A 17,535-nucleotide genomic window follows, 5' to 3' on the forward strand; every position below is an offset into this window, starting at 1 on the left:
TGATGAAAATCGGACATACATTGTTATGGAAAGGAGGGATTTATAATGGACTTAAAATCATTATTCTTAACGGTTTTAGCTGGTTTTGCTTTAATTTATCTTCCTACTCTTACTGAATCATTAACGTTTGTTTCATCACTTGCTCCAATCCTTACAACTGTAGGATATTTCACTGTCGGTGTTTTTTCACTTGCTCTTGTTTATAAAGCATTAAGACAATTATTAAATCGATAGATAATTGAAAGTTTTCTCCTACTAGTGCTGTCCGTCCGGGTTTTTCGGACGGATTTATTATTTATAGATAAAAATAAGATCTTATATCTTATAACATTAACCTTCTTTTGCAATATTTTCCCTGTAATGTTTCCGATACTTTCTGGAAAAATAAGAAAAATGTACAGGAATACAGGAGGGAAGACGTTTGATTAAAAAAGTAACATTTATTACTTCATTATTATTTGTATTTGTTACATATAGTACTATCGCGTATATACCAAATTCTCCATATCACTGGGGATTTAATAAAAGTAAAAATGGAGTACCTGCGGATGCTGGAGCGAAGTATGAAGAAATGATTGCAAAATACGATGCTGTCTATAAGGATGATTCGAAAAAGAAAACGATATATCTAACTTTTGATAATGGCTATGAAAATGGTTATACCGATGAAATTTTAGATGTGCTAAAGAAACACCATGTACCTGCCGCTTTTTTTGTTACAGGACATTATTTACTATCTGCTGAGGACTTGGTAAAACGAATGTCAAAAGAAGGTCATATTATTGGGAACCATTCCTGGCACCATCCAGATATGACTCAGGTTACAAATGAAAGGCTGTTTAAAGAGTTATATCAAGTCAAAAAGAAGACCGAAGAAATTACAGGGAAAAAAGGTATGCAATATTTACGTCCACCACGAGGGATATTTAGTGAGCGTACTATGGCTGCAGCAAAAGAGGCTGGATATGTTCATGTATTTTGGTCATTAGCTTTTAAAGATTGGAATGTGAATGCCCAGCAAGGTCCTGAATATGCATATCAGCAGGTGATGGCTCAAATACATCCTGGAGCCATCATTCTATTGCATACCATTTCAAAGGATAATGCAGAAGCACTTGAGAGAATTATCTTGGAGTTGAAGAGACAAGGATATACATTCAAAAGCCTTGATGACCTGTATATGAAGAAAGAAATGGGAGAAAAAATATTAAAAAGGTAATACTTAGAAAGCCTTCCGTAATAACGGGGGGTTTTCTTTAATATTTCAAAGCTAACAAAGTCATCCCTAAAATGATATAATACGGAAAATGTACAATGGGGGAAAGACTGTGTGGAATGAAACTATTTCAATCCAAGGACCATATAATTTTGAGCTAGTATTAGAACGTTTAGCCCTAGATCCTTTGCAGTGTGTGGAAACGGATAGTAGAAGGGTTAAGGTTCCACTATATATTGAAGGAATCCCTGAGGTAGTAACGATTCAGGCAGTTGGAACAACGGACTATCCAGAATTCTTTGTTTCTGGGGAAGATGTTTCTACCAAGGAAAAGGCTTTTTCTCGAATTAAAGAAATTTTTCACTGGCACCTACCATTAGAAAGCATACATCAACATTTTGCTGAGACAAAACTTAGTGATATCTTTGAGGAACATAAGGGTACTGCACTGATATTAGATTTTGATTATTTCAGTTGTCTTGTAAAATGTATTATCCATCAACAACTAAATCTTTCATTTGCCCATACCTTAACAGAAAGATTCGTCCATACTTATGGTTTTGAGAAAGATGGAACCTGGTTTTATCCGTCACCGGATCGTGTAGCTGCCATTACGGTAGAAGAATTGAGAGAGCTTCAATTCAGTACAAGAAAAGCGGAATATGTGATCGGATTAGGTAAAGAAATTTCAGAAGGTAACCTAGACCTGGCTGCCTTAAAAGAAAAATCAGACTTAGATGTAATAAATACACTGGTCAAGTTAAGAGGTATCGGCAATTGGACAGCAGAAAATTTCCTGCTTTTTGGTCTTGGTAGACCGAATCTATTTCCTAAAGCAGATATTGGCATACAAAATGCGTTAAAAAAATTACTGCAGCTACCAGAAAAGCCATCCATAGAGGTTATGGACGACTTATCAACAGAATGGTCACCATATTTAAGCTATGCATCCCTTTATCTGTGGCGCAGCATTGAAAAGCGGAGTGTAAAATCATGAAAAAGCAACATGAAAGTAATAGAACACAAACAGCAATGGCTCTTCAAGTGGGACAAACTTTTCCCCTGACGATTAAGAGGCTTGGAATCAACGGAGAAGGTGTTGGTTATTTTAAAAGAGGCGTTGTTTTCGTACAAGGAGCATTACCAGGCGAAGAAGTGGTAGCTGAAGCGACAAAGGTCCATCCGAAATTTGCAGAAGCGAAAGTGAAAAAAATTCGCAAAAAGTCTGGAGATAGAGTAAACCCACCTTGTCCGGTATATGATCAATGTGGAGGATGCCAGCTTCAGCACCTTTCCTACGAGGGACAATTAAAGGAAAAGCGTGACATCGTAAGACAGGCCTTTGAAAGATATCTTGGTAATGAAACGGTAAAACTAGATATCCGAGAAACGATAGGTATGGAAGACCCTTGGAGTTACCGAAATAAAAGCCAATTCCAAACAGGCATTCGCAATGGTAAAGTGATTGCAGGATTATATGGATTGAACTCTCACAATCTAATTGACATACCTGTCTGTATTGTCCAACATCCTGAATGTAACAAAGTGACAGATGAAATAAAAAAAATGTTGGATGAGTTGAACATTTCTATATACGATGAGAAGAAACGAAGAGGATCAGTACGTACGATTATGGTTCGTGTTGGATTCCAGTCTGGTGAAGTACAGGTGGTTATTGTCACGGCCACTAGGGAATTGCCTAAAAAGGACCAGCTAATTGATCTTATCCAACAAAAACTCCCACAGGTAAAGTCGGTAGTTCAAAACGTCAATGATCAAGAAACCTCCCTAGTTTTTGGAGAAAAATCCATTCATCTTTCCGGAGAAAATGTAATAAAAGAGACTCTAGGAGATCTTTCTTATGAGCTATCTGCACGTACATTCTTTCAGTTAAATCCGATTCAAACGGTAAAATTATATGACGAAGCTAAAAAAGCTGCTAGTTTAACGGGCAAGGAAAATGTAGTGGATGCCTATTGTGGTGTAGGTACGATTGGGTTATGGTTATCCGACGAAGCAAAAGAAGTACGTGGAATGGACGTTATTAAAGAGTCTATCAAAGACGCAAGGATGAACGCGAAACGTCACGGCAAAACAAATACCCATTTTGAAACAGGAAAAGCAGAGAACGTTTTGCCAACCTGGATTAATAAAGGATGGAAACCAGATGTTTTGGTTGTAGATCCACCAAGAAGCGGCTGTGATGAGCAACTTCTAGCTACTATTGTGAAAGCAAAACCAAAGACCGTAGTGTATGTATCCTGTAATCCATCCACATTGGCAAAGGATTATCAACGATTAAGTAAGCTATACAAAATACAATACATTCAGCCTGTTGACATGTTCCCTCAGACGAGCCACGTGGAAGCAGTTGTGAAACTAATGCTAAAATAACGAAAAAGCCCATTTCCTATTGGAAATGGGCTTTTTCGTTAGGTAATGGAAATAGTAGGTTTCAAAGAGTGACAGGAAATATATCATACTTTATACTTTATATTAGATAATTTAGAATATTTTTGAAATATAAAGAACTGATTTTGGAGAGTAAATCACCATGAAAAATTTAACGAACAAAAAGATTAAGGGGGTCCTTCAATGAACCTAGTTTCCAACGATAGTGAAATTAGAGGGGAGAATGTATATTCGTTCGATGAATTTTGTAGTAAGCGCGAAAGTCTAGATTGGTATCGTGATGATCTTTTCTTACAAAAGTCAGCAGAACATTTTATCGGTTTAGACTATGGAAAAATCAACGAAAGAATCCTTACTTTTTCACCGACTGTTTCTTTAAAATGGAACCAACTTGCAGAAAGAATGGCTAGGCCAGAAGTACGTCCGTTTATGCTTCACTATGACGCTTTTAATCATCGGATTGATCGAATTGTCCGTCCTATGGAAGCTCATCAATTAGAGAAGGAAATATTCGGAGAAGGATTATTTTCTAATAAAATGGCACCTTGGGAAAGCTTTGTAAAACGGTTGTTGATTCATCAATTAGGTGAAGCAGGGGTAGCGTGTCCTTTAACTTGTACACATGGGCTTATTGGAATTATTGAACAATTTCCAAACGAAAATATTCCCGAACTAGAAGAGATATTAAAACACACTAAAGAAGGTTTGAATGGAGAATTTGCAATTGGAGCACAGTTCATGACGGAAATCCAAGGAGGTTCTGATTTACCTGCTAATTTGCTTGAGGCAGTTCCGGATGGGGGGAATTATCGTTTATATGGTAACAAGTTTTTCTGCTCTGTAGCACATGCAGATTATTCAGTAGTAACCGCAAAAATATCAGGTTCGAATAAGGTTTCTACTTTTATCGTCCCATCATGGCTTCCAGGGGATAAAATGAAGGAAAAAAGAAATGGGTATGAAATAAATCGGATTAAATGGAAGCTTGGAACAGCCGAGCTACCGACAGGAGAAATAAATTATAAAGGAGCACTTGCATACCCAGTAGGTCCAAAGGATAAAGGGATTGCTGTTGCAGCTGGAATTGTACTAACATTATCTCGTTTGGAGATTGGGATTGCTTGTGCGGCATTTATGCTCCGTGCATCTCGTGAAGCGAATCTATACAGTGATTTCCGTACAGTTTTCGGCAAAAAGGTAAAGGATTATCCGCTTGCAGCCTGTAAGTTAAAATACATTGAAAATGCTGCTCAAAGAACGACTGCAGGAGCATTTAAAATATATGATACATTCTTACGTTTAGAAAGACCGTTGAATCCAGGGTTAGACTCTGATTTACCTATGGAAGTAAGAAAGCAACTCTTCATCTTCCGCGAATTAGTACTTCTTCAAAAAATTAGTACGACTAATGAGGGCGTAAAAGTCCTTAATGAAGCGATGTCAATCTTTGCAGGACATGGAGTAATGGAGGAATTTTCTTCCCTTCCTCGAATATTCCGTGATGTAGTGGTCAATGAACAGTGGGAGGGGCCGCGTAATTTATTGCTTACACAAATCTATAGGGATATTCAAAGAGTAACAGAATGGTTATCTCCATCAGAATTCGTAGGTGGTGTTCTTCACGGTGCAGCAATAGAAACAATCCATGAGTTCTCTTTACAACTTGAAAATCTATTACAAAAACCAGTCCTTGGAATAGTAAATGAAGCTTCTATGGAAGCTGCAACAGAATGGGATACTTTTTGTAGTGCATTATTTAAGGCCTATCAGGAATTAGCTTTAAATGAAATAGAAGCAAAAGCTAATATAAAGTAATACCTATTTTTTAGAATATGATTTTAAGGTAGTAGTTGTCTTAATATTATTTATGAATTGAAAGCGGAAGTAAGGGTAAATCCCCTTCTTCTGCTTTTTGCTTTTTCTTAAAGAACGAAGTAAGGTGAATAAGTGTCAACCAGAGGATTAAAGTTTAGGAGAGAGAAAATGAACGAAGAGTATTATGATACATTATTGAACATAAGAACAGCGGAGAACCAAAAGGGTTTTAATACGTCCTTACATTATCATCGTTATGAACCTACTCCATACCAAGCCCTAGACTTATTATTCCAGCACTATGAACTGAAAAATCATGATTTCGTAGTCGATTTTGGTTGTGGAAAAGGACGTTTAGTTTTTTATATCAATCATCATTTTAATGCCTCAGTAGTTGGGATTGAAATGAATGAGCCATTATATCAGCAAGCGATGGAAAATAGAATGAATTACTTAAAGAAAACAAAAAAGAATTTAGATAAAGTCCATTTTCTTTTGTGCTATGCAGAAGAGTATGAAATTAATCCGTCAGACAATCGATTTTATTTTTTTAATCCTTTTTCTATTCAAGTGTTTATGAATATAATTAACAAAATCTTATTATCGATAGAGGAAGAAAAGAGAGATGTTGAAATAGTTTTGTATTATCCATCAGAAGATTATATTTTCTATTTGGAGAACCAAACTCTTTTTGAATTAAAATTGGAGGTCAAACTTCCAGGAAAATACGCAAACAATCCTAATGAACGATTCCTAATATATCATCTAAGTTATTGAAGAATAATTTTTTTCTTCTTGTGTTTATATGTATTACAAAATCAATAATAACGAATCCTATTTTAAGACAGTAAAAAAGGGGACGTTACTAAATGGTTGCAGTGGCATACTCAATTCTTTGGTTATTAGCAGTATGGAAGTGGGGCGACTTGGAAAATTGGAAGGAATATTATCCGACTATGCTTTTTGCTATTGTTGGTAATTTGTTATATGAAGTCATTTGCTTTAACTATCCAATGTGGGCTATGGAACCCAATGGACTGCCCAATCAAACTATCCCGATCCTCCTACTTTCGCTCGTTGGTATGCCACTATCAGTGTTTGTTTTTTTATCCCATTATCCTGACACCCATACCAAATTAAGGCAGGCGTTATATATTCTCTTGTTTGTCTGTATTTTTGTAGTTCTTGAGCATGTGTCTGTTCTATTAGGCTCGATTACCTATCATAACGGGTGGAGTCTAGTTTGGTCAGCGTGGTTTAATGTAGTCATGTTTACAATTATTAGAATCCATTATAAAAAACCGGTATTAGCATTATTACTTTCAACGATATTTATCGGCTTTTTATCAGTTATTTTTGATGTTAGCCTGGATAAAATGAAATGAATAAGAAAATAGGAGCATCCAGTTAGTAATACAATAGGATGCTCCCTTTTTTTTATTCATTTTTAGTCGAATTAGCTTGCAAATATTCGAGTTGATCTTGAAGTGTACTTAACTGGTTCTGCAGTTGTTGTTCGCGTTGATTAGCATTATATAAGTCTGAGTTCAATCTGCTAACTCGCACTAACAGATTATGATAATACTCTTCTTCATTAGCTAATTTATCTTCTAACTCTTCCTTTAAGCGATTTAATCGGTCATTTTCTTCTTGAAGCGATTTAAACTTTTTTAAGGCTTTCTTCCATTGTTTTTCTTTCTTTTCGTATTGGGCAATTTTTTCTTGATAATGTGTAAGTAACGAGTGATTTTCTTCCTCTTGGATTTCTTCTATCTCTTCATAGACTGGGATTTTCTCAATCTCTACGTGTTGTGCAATCACGTTTTCGGTTACCACTGCCGCAGCTTGATGTTCATATTTGTGGACCATTTCAGATAGTTTTTTATTTTCTTCAATCAATTTCTCGACTCTACTGAATTGGTAACTTTCTCGGAAATCCTTCACTTGCGATTTATATTTGGACAGCTCAGAGCTAAGGTGAATGATTTTTTGTTTAAGCATCACTTCACTATACCGGTCATACTGGGAAGGACTAGAATTTTCCATGAAATAGACCTCCTTTGCACAGGATCATTAGGAAATTCATGATACTTATCTATATGAAGCTGGATTCCTTTAGGTTACAAATGCAGTGTTTGTCGAAATTTCTTTAAAGGAAAATGTTTACTTTTTAATGGCGACGTAATATATTATGGTTAAATATAAATACTCAACGTTGAGTAAACAATATTAAATTATTAGGAGGATGAAAGATGAATTATATCCAAGCAACTGGACTGCAAAAGATTTATGGAACACGAAAAATTGTAAGAGAAGTGGATATAGATATTCACCAGAATGAAATTTTAGCAGTGATTGGACCCAATGGAGCAGGAAAATCAACTACTTTGGAAATGCTGGTTGGTCTCCGGAATGCAGACCAAGGGAAGATCCATTACTGGTTAGAAAAGTATAAGGCTAATATTGGTGTTCAATTGCAATCAGTGCCTTTCTTTCCAGGCTTATCAGCTTTAGAGAATTTGAAATTGTTTGCAGCGTTTTATAAACAGGTTTTTTCAAATGGCTATTTGGAGCAGATATTAAAGAAATGGGGGCTAATTGATAGTAAGGACACGGAGGCTTCAAAGCTTTCTGGTGGTCAACAGAAGAGGTTGGCTATTGCAGCAGCGCTCGTTCATGATCCTGAATTAGTTTTCTTAGATGAACCTACAGCAGCATTAGATCCGCGAGCCAGACAAGAAATCCACCAGCTTATAAAACAACTTTTCACAGAAGGAAAGACAGTGGTTTTTACATCCCATGATATGGATGAAGTTCTTAAGTTAGCACAAAGGGTTATCATGATTGACCAGGGACGAATTATTGCAGAAGGTGAACCAATGCAATTATGTTTGGAACACAATGTGACAGACCTTGAACAACTATATTTGAATTTGACTACAAAGGAGGAATTATAATGTTAAATGTAATTTTCCGTTCCATGATTGTAACATCTTTAAGAGATAGAATTAGTGTCGGATATGCGTTGGTGTTTCCCATTGTATTACTGGTTGGATTAGGTTTATATTTTGATGAAGGATTAATGCATGTCAGAATCCTTACGGGGGTGACTGCTATCAGTACCATTTTTTGGGGTATGCAAGGGATAGCGTTTCAAGTTCATTATCAACGAAACAAAGGTGTATATAAACTGTTGAAGTTAACACCGATGCCCATTTTCTCCTTCGTTTTCATTATGACTTTAGCAAGAACGGTTATTGGAGTAGTCTTGAATATGACAGTTTGGTTTATTGGTGTATTGTTCCTGAAAATTGACATTTCGATGATGTCTAGTATCTCCACTCTGTTACTGGTGTTGATTGGAACACTTTGTTTTACAAGCATTGGATTTTTGATTGCAAACTTTGCTAACAATGAAGCTCAAATTAACATGTTATCAAACTTACTACAATTGCCAATGATCTTTATGAGTGAAGCTTTCTATCCACTAACAAACGCACCTCAATGGGTCCAAATGATAGGGAAGCTATTGCCGTTTGAACATTATGTAAAAGGCTTAAGTGGAAGTATCATGGGTGATGAACGGTCATTGATAATGGGTATACTGGTGTCGCTTGCATATATGATTGGATCACTAATCCTGTCAGTGCCGACTTTTAAATGGGAAGCCAAACAGAACACATTTGAAAAGAAAACAAGAAAGTATGCTTCCTAATATTCTCAATCATTGTAGGGTATGATACAATCATATTCAACATTGACTATTTCGTGTTGAGGAGAGTGGATATGACAAGATTAATGGTACTAGGATTATTAAAGATGAAGCCTATGTCAGGATATGAAATACAGCAAATTCTCCAAGTGACTCAAGCCGATCGCTGGGCAGGGATTCTGCCTGGCTCAATCTATCATGCGTTGAAGAAGATGGAGAAAGAAGAGCTAGTTGAGGTTGAAACAGTCGAACAAACAGGTCATCGAATCAAAGCTATCTATAAAATTACCGAAAAAGGAGAGCAGGAGTTTCTAATATTATTAGAAGAATCTTTAAAAGTAAATTCTGTTTCTCTTCCGAGTAATTTATACACAGCCTTAAGCTTTATTCAACAATTGGAATCCGAAAAAGTAGTGGCTGGCTTACAAGCTCAGAGAATCATGTTAGAAACAGAACTAGCTGCACATAAAAGTGGGATTGAAGTAAAAAGATCGGTCATGAAGATTGATGAGATTACCGAAGTAACCTTCCAGAATATTTTTAAGCAATATGAGATACAGATTGAAATGGTTGATGCTCTGCTAGAGATATATGAAAAGAAAAATCAAGACAATTCAATTTCTTAAAAAATGAGGGGGCTCCATTAGCTTGGGCCACCCTCATTATCGAATATTTTATTTAAACTCTCGTAATAAGTTCGCCATTTCTATTGCGGCAACCGCAGACTCCCAGCCTTTGTTGCCGGCCTTTGTTCCTGCACGTTCAATAGCCTGTTCAATAGTTTCTGTTGTAAGTACACCGAAAATCACCGGTATGTTACTTTGGAGTGAAACAGAAGCAACACCTTTGGCTACTTCGTTACATACGTAATCATAATGTGTAGTAGCACCACGAATTACTGTACCGAGAGTGATGATAGCATCGTATTTACCCGTAGCCATTTTCTTTGCTACTAAAGGAATTTCAAATGCACCTGGTACCCAAGCCACATCGATATCGGATTCGTCCACTCCATGACGGACCAATGCATCCATTGCTCCGCCCAATAATTTACTCGTAATGAACTCATTAAATCTTCCTACAACGATTCCAACGCGTAATCCTGTTCCAACTAATTTTCCTTCAAATTTCATGATGAGTTCCCCCTAAAATTGTAGTAAATGACCTAGTTTAGCTTTTTTCGTTTTTAAATAGTTCTCGTTTTCTTTTCTTGTTTCAAGCTGTAAAGGTACTCGTTCTATAACTTCTAAATCATATCCGTTCAAAGCGGCAATTTTTCTTGGATTATTGGTTAATAGACGCATCTTTTTAACACCTAAATCTTGTAGCATTTGAGCGCCAATGCCGTATTCACGTAAATCAGCTCCAAATCCGAGGTGATGATTGGCTTCAACAGTATCAAAGCCTTGTTCTTGAAGCTTATACGCCTTTAGCTTATTAATTAATCCAATACCGCGTCCTTCTTGCCTCATGTAAATAAGTACACCACGGCCTTCCTGTTCGATTTGAGTTAAAGCTGCATGAAGCTGTGGCCCACAATCACACCTTGAAGACCCGAATACATCTCCAGTTAAACACTCCGAATGGACACGTACGAGTACAGGTTCTTCAGTATTTACTTTACCTTTCACAAAAGCTACATGCTCTTTTCCATCTACCGTGCTTGTATATCCAACCATTTGAAACTCTCCAAAATCAGAAGGAAGCTTGATGGACACCTCTCGTTGAACTAATTTTTCCACTTTACGACGGTACGAGATTAAATCTTGAATCGTAACCATCTTTAACTGATGTTGCTTAGCGATTTCAACTAAATGGGGCACACGAGCCATCGTGCCGTCCTCATTCATAATTTCACAGATGACACCAATTTCTTCGCTTTTCGTTAGTCGGGAGAAATCAAGCGCTGCTTCTGTATGACCAGCCCGTTGTAGAACCCCGCCATTCTTCGCGACTAAAGGAAAAATATGTCCAGGTCTACGGAAATGTGAGCCATCGCTATCAGGATTCAACATTTGAAGGATGGTATGAGAACGTTCATAAGCAGAAATCCCAGTTGTTGAATCTTGGTGGTCGATACTAACTGTGAAGGCAGTTCCGTGTTTATCCGTATTATCAGTAACCATAAGAGGTAAGTCTAATTTTCTAGCAATCTTTTCAGAAACCGGAACGCATATTAATCCACGTCCCCAGGTTGCCATGAAGTTAATGTTTTCAGGTGTCGCATGTTCACCTAAAACAAAGAAGTCACCTTCATTTTCACGATCTTCATCATCACAAATAATAATGATCTTACCTTGGACTAAATCTTGTAAGGCATCCTCTATGGTTGAAAACATTTATTTTACCTCCCTTATAGAAAACCGTTGTCGGCTAAAAATTGTGATGTTACCTTTTGATCAGTCCTTTGAAAATTTAGTAGTCGCTCCACATGCTTTCCAAGTAAATCAAATTCGACATTGACCTTATCACCTATACTTTTATTGCCTAACACTGTATTAGTCCGAGTATGTGGAATCAGCGATAGGGTCACGATATCATTCTGAACCTGAAATATCGTTAAACTCGTACCATCAATGGTGATACTTCCTTTCACATAACAATATTTACGACCATCAGCTGGGATTTTTATATGATATAACTTTGCATTTTCACTAGGAGTGACACGGATAATTTCGCCAATTCCATCTACATGGCCAGAGACAAAATGGCCACCAAAACGATTATTAGCCTTCATCGCTCTTTCAAGATTGACAGTTGAACCAGATTTTAAGAATCTTAGATTAGTAGCATTAAAAGTTTCTGGCATCACATCAGCAGTGAAAAAGTCACTTGTAAATTTTGTTACTGTTAGACAGACCCCATTAACTGCAATGCTATCACCTAGTGTTACATCTTCGAGTATATGGGATGCGCCAATTGTCAGAACTAAGCTTCTGCCGTTTGAAACGATACTTCTTGTTGTTCCTAGTTCCTCTACGATTCCAGTGAACATGTGACTACCTCATTTCTAATGACAACACGGAAATCATTACCGATTTGTTCTAATGACTTCAATTGTAGAGTCCGAGCTTCATTCATTTTACTTATCGTATATCCATTTAAAAATACGCCATTATGTGCTCCACCGATTAATTTAGGAGCATAGTATAAAATCATTTCATCAAATAAGTTTTGTTCAATAAATGAAGAGTGGACCGTACTTCCACCTTCTACGTATAACGATTGAATGCCTCTAGAACCGAGGATTTTTACTACTTCATTCACGGAAACTTTGGCAGTCCCAGTAGGAATAATCTGTATGCCTTTTTCAATATAAGGAGCCCATTCACTTTCTTGACATTCGCTTCCTACAAAAATGATCACTTTTCCTTTATGTTTTTTAATGACATTCGCTTCAATAGGAGTACGTAACTTAGAATCTAAGATTACTGGTATAGGCTGCTTAGCTACATGGGACAATCGAACAGTTAAGGAAGGATCATCCTGTAAAATCGTTCCTATGCCTACTAGAATAGCATCGTGTTGTGATCGTTCTTCATGTACCTTTCTTCTAGCGTCTTCACCAGTAATCCATTTACTATCACCTAAAGCGGTAGACATTTTTCCATCTAAGCTTAATGCGGCTTTCAGGGTAATATAGGGTCTTTGTTTTGTAATGGAAGTAAAAAAACCTCTATTCAATTCTTTGGCTTCAGCTTCACAAACCCCGAAAACCACTTCAATTCCAGCCTTTTTTAACAAATCAATTCCTTTTCCACTAACTAAAGGATTCGGGTCAGTACAAGCGATTACAACCCTTTTGACCCCTTTTTCAATTAAAAGGTTCGAACAAGGGGGAGTCCTACCGAAATGACTACAAGGTTCAAGTGTTACATAAACTGTCGAGCCAGCAGTATGTTCACCAGCCATTGCTATGGCATGAACTTCAGCGTGAGGTTCTCCAGCCTTCACATGAACTCCAATCCCGACTAATCGGCCATCTTTTACAACAACAGCACCCACAGCAGGGTTTGGTGACGTCTGTCCAATAGTTACCATTGCCGCTTCGATAGCTAACTTCATAAACTTCTCATCCATGCTCCTCAAACTTCCTTTCAAGAAAATGAAAAAAGCCCCCTGGAAAAAATTCCTAAGGGACTGATTGGTAGTTTGAAAGAAAAGCAACACAAATAAACAAAGGCGATGTCAAATTTTTTAGACAAAACCTGTGTTTCAGAATAAAAATGTGCGTATTGCATCAAAAGGGTAGACTATCCCTAGGGACAGCTTCTATCATTTTTTTGATACAATGCTTTTCATCCTTCTCCCATCCAGACTATACTGTCGGCTCTAGATTCTAACTAGATCAGCAAACATATGAAAATATGAAGCTCACGGGCTTAGTATTCTTCTGAGAAAATACATCACCGCCGGTTGGGATTTTCACCCGACCCCGAAGGATAACACAATATTAAGTTTGCTCTTATTATGGGCACAGATTTTAAAAAAGTAAAGTTTTTATCTTTTTGGGGCTTATATTGAAATTATTAGGAAAAAGTTTTACTAGAATTTTTTTGTAATGTAAAATATTAGTAGATAATATTAGGGGGTACTGCCTAAAAATGGATGGGTATTTGTTTCTACTGATTATTGCTATGGCTTTGCCAGGCGTCAGTTTTATGATTTTATCAGAAAGAAAGATTATTAAAGAGAGGAATTCAGGTGAGGATGAATATCCAATATACGTAGGTTTCTTAGTTCATCTATTAATAGTCAGTTTGTTCGCTGGAATTGGAGTATTATTACTAGATAAAACGTCTTTCTCTTTAAACGAAATAAACTTCATCTCTATAGGGGTTGGAGTGGTTGTTGCAGTGGTGCATTTACTTTATTATTATGGATTTCTTGCTAAGAACGTTGAAAAAGAAGTTTTGCTAAAAATAGATACTGCACGTAATCAATTAGGAATTCTTACACGTGTTTTCTATGGAGGGGTTGTTGAAGAAATCATTTTTCGCTGGGGGCTAATGAGCTTGGTTATTTGGCTAGGCAGTTTTGTTTTCGGTGCTTCAGATACTCTAAATTGGTGTGCGAATGTGTTAGCTGCAGTATTCTTTGGATTGGCCCATCTTCCTGGTGCTAAGCAAATACTAGGAAAAAACATTCCTATTATCACGATTTATTCAATGTTAATGAATTTTCTTGTGGGTATAGCATGTGGATGGTTGTTTTTAAATGCTGGATTAATAGGAGCCATCGTATGTCACATGTTATTCCACATAGTTTGGTATGCCTATGAAAGAATAATGAGAAAAGATAATAGAATAACTAATTCTATTGAACTGACAAAATAGTAATTTTGATAGGGATCTGACACTTAGATGTTAGATCCTTTTATTATTTTGGCTTTGTTTAATTTTATGGTTGATTTTGGTGCTATGTTGTTTTGAAAAGAAGGTGAGAACCACTCGAAGCAATCAACAGATTTACGGAGTCAAACTTTTATTAAAATAACCATTGACACAATGCATTGAATTAAATAAAATCTAATTGACATTGATAATCATTTTCAATGAAAGCGTATAGAGTGATTACATATTTGATTATTAAAGAGAAGGGGGGAAGAACATGTCTCGGCTTTATGCTGAAAATTTAAGAATTGGTTATGGTGAAGTTGATATTGTAACGAATTTAAATCTTGCAATACCAGATGGTAAAATCACTACCATTATTGGCCCGAATGGATGCGGTAAATCAACAGTCCTTAAAACGATGTCACGTATACTAAATGCGAAATCAGGTTCCGTTTATCTCGATGGCAAGGAAATATTTAGAGAGTCAACTAAGAAAATTGCACAGAAATTAGCAATACTTCCTCAATCTCCTGATGCTCCTGAAGGCTTAACGGTAGCAGAGTTGGTTTCATACGGAAGGTTCCCATATCAAAAAGGACTTGGAAAGTTAAAAGACGAGGATAAGCAAGTTATTGAATGGGCACTCCAAGTAACAGGTATAGCACCATTTAAAGATCGAGCAGTTGATGCCTTATCTGGTGGTCAAAGACAACGTGTATGGATAGCAATGGCCTTAGCTCAAGAAACTGACATTATCCTTTTAGATGAACCTACAACTTATCTAGACCTTTCCCATCAATTAGAGGTTCTGGAACTGTTATATCATTTAAATGTTGCAGAGAATCGAACAATTGTAATGGTACTTCATGATTTAAATCAAGCTGCACGATTTGCCCATCATATCGTTGCCATGAAAGATGGGGAAATAATCAAAAAAGGTAAAGCAGAGGAAATTATGACACCTCAAGTCTTACGTAGCGTTTTCAACATTGATGCTGAGATTGGAATTGATCCAAGAACAAGAAAGCCAGTTTGTCTATCCTATGATTTAATTAAAAAATATCATGTAGTAGAAGGTTTGGCTTAGACCGCTATGCGGTTTTATTTTTTCGAACTGAATGAGAATGATTCTTATTATTAAGGAATTGGAGAGGAATACAATGAAAAAAAATATTTTACTAGCTATTATTGCTATATTACTAGTTGTCTTATTAGCTGCATGCGGGAAAGCAAATGAAACATCAAATGAAAGCAAATCAACTGCTAAATCTGAACCTACAACAAGAATTTATAAAGGTGAAGATGGAGATATTGATATTCCAGCTAAACCAGAGAGAATAGCAATGCTAGCTGCTTCATATGCAGGGAATTTGTTAGAATTAGGTATTACGCCAATCGCAGTAAATGAGTGGCCAAAAGGAAACAAATTCTATGAAGGTAAGCTTGATGATGTTGAAGTGGTTACAGAAGATTCTATGGAAAAGCTTATTTCTTTAAATCCAGATTTGATCGTTACGTATACAACAGACAAAAATATTGAAAAGTATAAAGAAATTGCTCCAACTATCGCTTTATCTTATGAAAAGTATAACTACTTAGATCAGCATATTGAAATTGGTAAGATTGTAGGTAAAGAAGAAGAAGCGAAAAAATGGGTTGAAGAGTGGAAAGAGAAAGCGGACGCTGCAAGCAAAAAGGTAAAAGCAGCTATTGGTGAAGATAAGACTTTTATGGTATTTGAATCCTTCGGTAAGGATTTATATGTATATGGTAATAACTGGGGGCGTGGGACAGAGGTAATTTATCAAGCACTTGGTTTAAAGGCTCCTGAGAAATTAGAGCAAGATGTTTTTGCGACCGGATGGAAAGCTATTTCAGCTGAAGTTATTCCACAATACGCTGGAGATTACATTTTTGTAGGTGATGGTGGAAATGCTGCCAATAACTCATTTATGGAAACAGATGTGTGGAAAGGTATCCCTGCAGTAAAAAATAATCAAGTCTTCCAATTTGATTCTGCATCATTCTACTTCAATGATCCTATTTCACTTGAAAAAGAGCTTGATTTCATTGTTGAAAACCTAACAAAAGGGAAGTAAGGACATAGCTCATGTTCAAAGCCAAACAGGTACAAGAAAATGAAATATTTTCAAGGCCGGCAGTTGGAACATCAATATTGGTATTTGGAATAATGCTTCTGATTGGAAGCATTATTCTTGCTATTTCAGTCGGTGCCGCCAACATTGATTTTCTTTCAGTCTGGAGTTCGATATTTAACTATGACTCTAGTAACCCAGCTGATCAAATTATCCGCAGTATCCGTCTTCCTAGGGAGTTAGGTGCTGCACTAGTTGGAGCTGCATTTGCTGTAAGTGGCGCTATCATGCAAGGGATGACAAGGAATCCTCTTGCTGATCCAGGCCTACTTGGTTTAAATGCTGGGGCAAGTATGGCTCTTGCTTGTGTATTTGCTTTTCATTCAAGCGCTACTTATTTATCTGTTATGATAATATCTTTTGTAGGAGCTGGTATAGGAGCAGGTATGGTATTTGGATTAGGTTCATTAAGTCGAAACGGAATGACTCCAATTCGGATAACTTTAGCAGGAGCTGCGGTTTCTGCTTTATTAGCCTCCTTAGGCGAAGGTGTAGCTTTGTATTTTAAGTTGTCTCAAGACCTTGCTTTTTGGACGGCTGGTGGGGTATTAGGAACAAACTGGCTGCAACTAAAGCTCATTTCTCCTGTCGTTATAGGTGCAATTGTAGTGGCTATTATGTTTTCTAAGGGATTAACCATCTTAAGTTTTGGAGAAGAAGTGGCGAAAGGATTAGGGCAGCGTACAGCCCTTACTAAAACTATATTGATGATTGTCGTTCTGTTACTTGCAGGGACAGCTGTTTCATTAGTTGGTTCAATTGCATTTGTAGGATTAATGGTCCCACATATTGTCCGGTTCCTTGTTGGGACAGATTACCGCTGGATAATCCCTTGTTCTGCGATTTTTGGAAGTGTATTAATGGTATTAGCTGATACCACTGCTAGGA

19 protein-coding genes and 1 riboswitch are annotated in these 17,535 nt (G+C 36.8%); of the genes, 14 read left to right on the forward strand and 5 right to left on the reverse strand.

The features are described 5' to 3' along the window. The first annotated feature begins 45 nt into the window (after positions 1-45). The 7 genes from DBX25_RS09280 (at position 46) to DBX25_RS09310 (ending at position 6,828) form a co-directional block, all read left to right on the forward strand. A complete protein-coding gene (locus DBX25_RS09280; protein ID WP_108670502.1) occupies positions 46-234 on the forward strand; it encodes a hypothetical protein in 189 nt (62 codons plus the stop codon). A 190-nt stretch (positions 235-424) separates the two neighbouring features. Then, positions 425-1,219 (forward strand): delta-lactam-biosynthetic de-N-acetylase, encoded by a 795-nt coding sequence (pdaA, locus tag DBX25_RS09285; protein ID WP_108670581.1) that lies wholly within the window; start codon positions 425-427, stop codon positions 1,217-1,219. 109 nt (positions 1,220-1,328) lie between these two features. Next, the gene (locus tag DBX25_RS09290) at positions 1,329-2,213 is read left to right on the forward strand and encodes a DNA-3-methyladenine glycosylase family protein (RefSeq protein WP_108670503.1); all 885 of its coding nucleotides are present in this window, start codon (positions 1,329-1,331) and stop codon (positions 2,211-2,213) included. After that, positions 2,210-3,610: a 23S rRNA (uracil(1939)-C(5))-methyltransferase RlmD gene (gene rlmD, locus DBX25_RS09295; RefSeq protein ID WP_108670504.1), complete on the forward strand. Its 1,401-nt coding sequence runs from the start codon at positions 2,210-2,212 to the stop codon at positions 3,608-3,610. The genes DBX25_RS09290 and rlmD overlap by 4 nt, the downstream gene beginning before the upstream one ends. A 201-nt stretch (positions 3,611-3,811) precedes the next feature. Beyond that, positions 3,812-5,443, forward strand: a complete 1,632-nt coding sequence (locus DBX25_RS09300) for an acyl-CoA dehydrogenase family protein (protein ID WP_108670505.1) — start codon at positions 3,812-3,814, stop codon at positions 5,441-5,443. A gap of 168 nt (positions 5,444-5,611) precedes the next feature. Next, a complete protein-coding gene (locus tag DBX25_RS09305) occupies positions 5,612-6,220 on the forward strand; it encodes a methyltransferase domain-containing protein (RefSeq protein WP_108670506.1) in 609 nt (202 codons plus the stop codon). A gap of 92 nt (positions 6,221-6,312) precedes the next feature. Continuing rightward, positions 6,313-6,828 (forward strand): CBO0543 family protein, encoded by a 516-nt coding sequence (locus DBX25_RS09310; protein ID WP_108670507.1) that lies wholly within the window; start codon positions 6,313-6,315, stop codon positions 6,826-6,828. Positions 6,829-6,880: 52 nt separating this feature from the next. Here DBX25_RS09310 and DBX25_RS09315 read toward each other — a convergent pair whose 3' ends face one another. Then, positions 6,881-7,489: a hypothetical protein gene (locus tag DBX25_RS09315; RefSeq protein ID WP_108670508.1), complete on the reverse strand. Its 609-nt coding sequence runs from the start codon at positions 7,487-7,489 to the stop codon at positions 6,881-6,883. Positions 7,490-7,695: 206 nt separating this feature from the next. Between DBX25_RS09315 and DBX25_RS09320 the strand changes: the two genes are divergently transcribed. The 3 genes from DBX25_RS09320 to DBX25_RS09330 all read left to right on the forward strand — a co-directional run bounded on the left by DBX25_RS09320 (position 7,696) and on the right by DBX25_RS09330 (position 9,781). Beyond that, positions 7,696-8,400: an ABC transporter ATP-binding protein gene (locus DBX25_RS09320; protein ID WP_108670509.1), complete on the forward strand. Its 705-nt coding sequence runs from the start codon at positions 7,696-7,698 to the stop codon at positions 8,398-8,400. Beyond that, positions 8,400-9,158 carry an ABC transporter permease gene (locus DBX25_RS09325; RefSeq protein ID WP_108670510.1) on the forward strand — a complete coding sequence of 253 codons (759 nt, stop codon included), beginning with the start codon at positions 8,400-8,402 and terminating at the stop codon, positions 9,156-9,158. Before DBX25_RS09320 ends, DBX25_RS09325 begins: the two co-directional genes overlap by 1 nt. Before the next feature lie 71 nt (positions 9,159-9,229). Next, positions 9,230-9,781: a PadR family transcriptional regulator gene (locus tag DBX25_RS09330; RefSeq protein WP_108670511.1), complete on the forward strand. Its 552-nt coding sequence runs from the start codon at positions 9,230-9,232 to the stop codon at positions 9,779-9,781. Between the two features lie 48 nt (positions 9,782-9,829). Here DBX25_RS09330 and ribH read toward each other — a convergent pair whose 3' ends face one another. Genes ribH through ribD form a run of 4 tightly spaced genes read right to left on the reverse strand, consistent with a single transcriptional unit; the run spans position 9,830 to position 13,235 of the window. After that, positions 9,830-10,288: a 6,7-dimethyl-8-ribityllumazine synthase gene (gene ribH / locus DBX25_RS09335; RefSeq protein ID WP_108670512.1), complete on the reverse strand. Its 459-nt coding sequence runs from the start codon at positions 10,286-10,288 to the stop codon at positions 9,830-9,832. Positions 10,289-10,300: 12 nt separating this feature from the next. Next, a complete protein-coding gene (locus DBX25_RS09340) occupies positions 10,301-11,494 on the reverse strand; it encodes a bifunctional 3,4-dihydroxy-2-butanone-4-phosphate synthase/GTP cyclohydrolase II (RefSeq protein WP_108670513.1) in 1,194 nt (397 codons plus the stop codon). Between the two features lie 14 nt (positions 11,495-11,508). Further along, on the reverse strand, positions 11,509-12,150 hold the full coding sequence (ribE, locus tag DBX25_RS09345; protein ID WP_108670514.1) for a riboflavin synthase: 642 nt from the start codon (positions 12,148-12,150) through the stop codon (positions 11,509-11,511). Beyond that, the gene (ribD, locus tag DBX25_RS09350; RefSeq protein ID WP_108670515.1) at positions 12,132-13,235 is read right to left on the reverse strand and encodes a bifunctional diaminohydroxyphosphoribosylaminopyrimidine deaminase/5-amino-6-(5-phosphoribosylamino)uracil reductase RibD; all 1,104 of its coding nucleotides are present in this window, start codon (positions 13,233-13,235) and stop codon (positions 12,132-12,134) included. The genes ribE and ribD overlap by 19 nt, the downstream gene beginning before the upstream one ends. Positions 13,236-13,452: 217 nt before the next feature. Next, positions 13,453-13,602, reverse strand: a riboswitch (FMN riboswitch). A gap of 157 nt (positions 13,603-13,759) precedes the next feature. Here ribD and DBX25_RS09355 point away from each other — a divergent pair. The 4 genes from DBX25_RS09355 to DBX25_RS09370 all read left to right on the forward strand — a co-directional run. Further along, positions 13,760-14,491 carry a CPBP family intramembrane glutamic endopeptidase gene (locus tag DBX25_RS09355; RefSeq protein WP_108670516.1) on the forward strand — a complete coding sequence of 244 codons (732 nt, stop codon included), beginning with the start codon at positions 13,760-13,762 and terminating at the stop codon, positions 14,489-14,491. Positions 14,492-14,765: 274 nt separating this feature from the next. Continuing rightward, the gene (locus tag DBX25_RS09360; protein ID WP_108670517.1) at positions 14,766-15,578 is read left to right on the forward strand and encodes an ABC transporter ATP-binding protein; all 813 of its coding nucleotides are present in this window, start codon (positions 14,766-14,768) and stop codon (positions 15,576-15,578) included. A 73-nt stretch (positions 15,579-15,651) separates the two neighbouring features. Next, entirely contained in the window at positions 15,652-16,590 is a 939-nt protein-coding gene (locus DBX25_RS09365; protein ID WP_108670518.1) for an iron-hydroxamate ABC transporter substrate-binding protein, read from the forward strand. An 11-nt stretch (positions 16,591-16,601) separates the two neighbouring features. Beyond that, positions 16,602-17,535, forward strand: a 934-nt coding sequence (locus tag DBX25_RS09370) for a FecCD family ABC transporter permease (protein ID WP_240620228.1), incomplete at its 3' end; no start/stop codon positions are given.

Origin of the sequence: Peribacillus acanthi, from assembly GCF_003073175.1 — a bacterium.
In the GTDB taxonomy this organism is placed as follows: Bacteria; Bacillota; Bacilli; order Bacillales; family DSM-1321; genus Bacillus_BN; species Bacillus_BN acanthi.

What these genes read in the sequence shown, in the direction of transcription:
- DBX25_RS09280 (WP_108670502.1), top strand. Translation starts at nt 46, where the DNA reads ATGGACTTAAAATCATTATTCTTAACGGTTTTAGCTGGTTTTGCTTTA.
- DBX25_RS09360 (WP_108670517.1), top strand. Translation starts at nt 14,766, where the DNA reads ATGTCTCGGCTTTATGCTGAAAATTTAAGAATTGGTTATGGTGAAGTT.
- DBX25_RS09315 (WP_108670508.1), bottom strand. Translation starts at nt 7,489, where the DNA reads ATGGAAAATTCTAGTCCTTCCCAGTATGACCGGTATAGTGAAGTGATG.
- DBX25_RS09365 (WP_108670518.1), top strand. Translation starts at nt 15,652, where the DNA reads ATGAAAAAAAATATTTTACTAGCTATTATTGCTATATTACTAGTTGTC.
- DBX25_RS09310 (WP_108670507.1), top strand. Translation starts at nt 6,313, where the DNA reads ATGGTTGCAGTGGCATACTCAATTCTTTGGTTATTAGCAGTATGGAAG.
- ribH (WP_108670512.1), bottom strand. Translation starts at nt 10,288, where the DNA reads ATGAAATTTGAAGGAAAATTAGTTGGAACAGGATTACGCGTTGGAATC.
- DBX25_RS09320 (WP_108670509.1), top strand. Translation starts at nt 7,696, where the DNA reads ATGAATTATATCCAAGCAACTGGACTGCAAAAGATTTATGGAACACGA.
- DBX25_RS09300 (WP_108670505.1), top strand. Translation starts at nt 3,812, where the DNA reads ATGAACCTAGTTTCCAACGATAGTGAAATTAGAGGGGAGAATGTATAT.
- DBX25_RS09325 (WP_108670510.1), top strand. Translation starts at nt 8,400, where the DNA reads ATGTTAAATGTAATTTTCCGTTCCATGATTGTAACATCTTTAAGAGAT.
- DBX25_RS09330 (WP_108670511.1), top strand. Translation starts at nt 9,230, where the DNA reads ATGACAAGATTAATGGTACTAGGATTATTAAAGATGAAGCCTATGTCA.
- DBX25_RS09355 (WP_108670516.1), top strand. Translation starts at nt 13,760, where the DNA reads ATGGATGGGTATTTGTTTCTACTGATTATTGCTATGGCTTTGCCAGGC.
- rlmD (WP_108670504.1), top strand. Translation starts at nt 2,210, where the DNA reads ATGAAAAAGCAACATGAAAGTAATAGAACACAAACAGCAATGGCTCTT.
- DBX25_RS09340 (WP_108670513.1), bottom strand. Translation starts at nt 11,494, where the DNA reads ATGTTTTCAACCATAGAGGATGCCTTACAAGATTTAGTCCAAGGTAAG.
- ribD (WP_108670515.1), bottom strand. Translation starts at nt 13,235, where the DNA reads ATGGATGAGAAGTTTATGAAGTTAGCTATCGAAGCGGCAATGGTAACT.
- ribE (WP_108670514.1), bottom strand. Translation starts at nt 12,150, where the DNA reads ATGTTCACTGGAATCGTAGAGGAACTAGGAACAACAAGAAGTATCGTT.
- DBX25_RS09305 (WP_108670506.1), top strand. Translation starts at nt 5,612, where the DNA reads ATGAACGAAGAGTATTATGATACATTATTGAACATAAGAACAGCGGAG.